The sequence below is a fragment of the Paenibacillus diazotrophicus genome, from assembly GCF_042610465.1.
Window position 1 is genome coordinate 1 of sequence record NZ_JBGJZN010000021.1, and the last position, 1,686, is coordinate 1,686.

Below are 1,686 nucleotides of genomic sequence, written 5' to 3' on the forward strand. Positions count from 1 at the left end.
AGTATGTGGACGTAGACCCGAAACCGTGTGATCTACCCCTGTCCAGGGTGAAGGTGCGGTAACACGCACTGGAGGCCCGAACCCACGCATGTTGAAAAATGCGGGGATGAGGTGGGGGTAGCGGAGAAATTCCAATCGAACTCGGAGATAGCTGGTTCTCCCCGAAATAGCTTTAGGGCTAGCCTCGGTGAATGGAGTGGTGGAGGTAGAGCACTGATTGGGTGCGGGGCCCGCAAGGGTTACCAAGCTCAGTCAAACTCCGAATGCCATTAACTTCTTGCCGGGAGTCAGACAGTGAGTGCTAAGATCCATTGTCAAAAGGGAAACAGCCCAGACCATCAGCTAAGGTCCCCAAGTGTGTGTTAAGTGGGAAAGGATGTGGAGTTGCACAGACAACCAGGATGTTGGCTTAGAAGCAGCCACCATTGAAAGAGTGCGTAATAGCTCACTGGTCGAGTGACTCTGCGCCGAAAATGTAACGGGGCTAAACACACCACCGAAGCTATGGCTAGATGCTTTGCATCTGGGGTAGGGGAGCGTTGTATGTGGGTTGAAGGTGTACCGTAAGGAGCGCTGGACAGCATACAAGTGAGAATGCCGGTATGAGTAACGAAAAGATCAGTGAGAATCTGATCCGCCGAAAGCCCAAGGTTTCCTGAGGAAGGCTCGTCCGCTCAGGGTAAGTCGGGACCTAAGGCGAGGCCGACAGGCGTAGTCGAAGGACAACAGTTTGAAATTACTGTACCACCGTAATCCGCTATGAGCGATGGGGTGACGCAGGAGGGTAGTGACGCGGACTGATGGATGTCCGTCTAAGCAGTGAGGCTGNACAACAGTTTGAAATTACTGTACCACCGTAATCCGCTATGAGCGATGGGGTGACGCAGGAGGGTAGTGACGCGGACTGATGGATGTCCGTCTAAGCAGTGAGGCTGATGTGTAGGCAAATCCGCACATCGTTAAGGCTGGGCTGTGATGGGGAGCGAAAATTATAGTAGCGAAGGTCATGATCTCACACTGCCAAGAAAAGCCTCTAGTCAGGAGAANGTGTGTAGGCAAATCCGCACATCGTAAGGCTGGGCTGTGATGGGGAGCGAAAATTATAGTAGCGAAGGTCATGATCTCACACTGCCAAGAAAAGCCTCTAGCCAGGAGAAGGTGCCCGTACCGCAAACCGACACAGGTAGGCGAGAAGAGAATTCTAAGGCGCGCGGAAGAACTCTCGTTAAGGAACTCGGCAAAATGACCCCGTAACTTCGGGAGAAGGGGTGCCTCGGTAGGGTGAATAGCCCGAGGGGGCCGCAGTGAAAAGGCCCAAGCGACTGTTTAGCAAAAACACAGGTCTGTGCGAAGCCGCAAGGCGAAGTATACGGGCTGACGCCTGCCCGGTGCTGGAAGGTTAAGGGGAGCGGTTAGGAGCAATCCGAAGCTGTGAACCGAAGCCCCAGTAAACGGCGGCCGTAACTATAACGGTCCTAAGGTAGCGAAATTCCTTGTCAGGTAAATTCTGACCCGCACGAATGGCGTAACGACTTGGGCGCTGTCTCAACGAGAGATCCGGTGAAATTTTAATACCTGTGAAGATGCAGGTTACCCGCGACAAGACGGAAAGACCCCATGGAGCTTTACTGCAGCTTGATATTGAATTTGGGTACGATCTGTACAGGATAGGTGGGAGCCGTAGAA

The 1,686-nt window shown here is 53.0% G+C and carries 1 rRNA gene; it reads left to right on the forward strand.

Annotated features, from left to right (window positions below):
* A 23S ribosomal RNA gene (locus ACAN54_RS29875) occupies positions 1-1,686 on the forward strand; the annotation flags it as partial.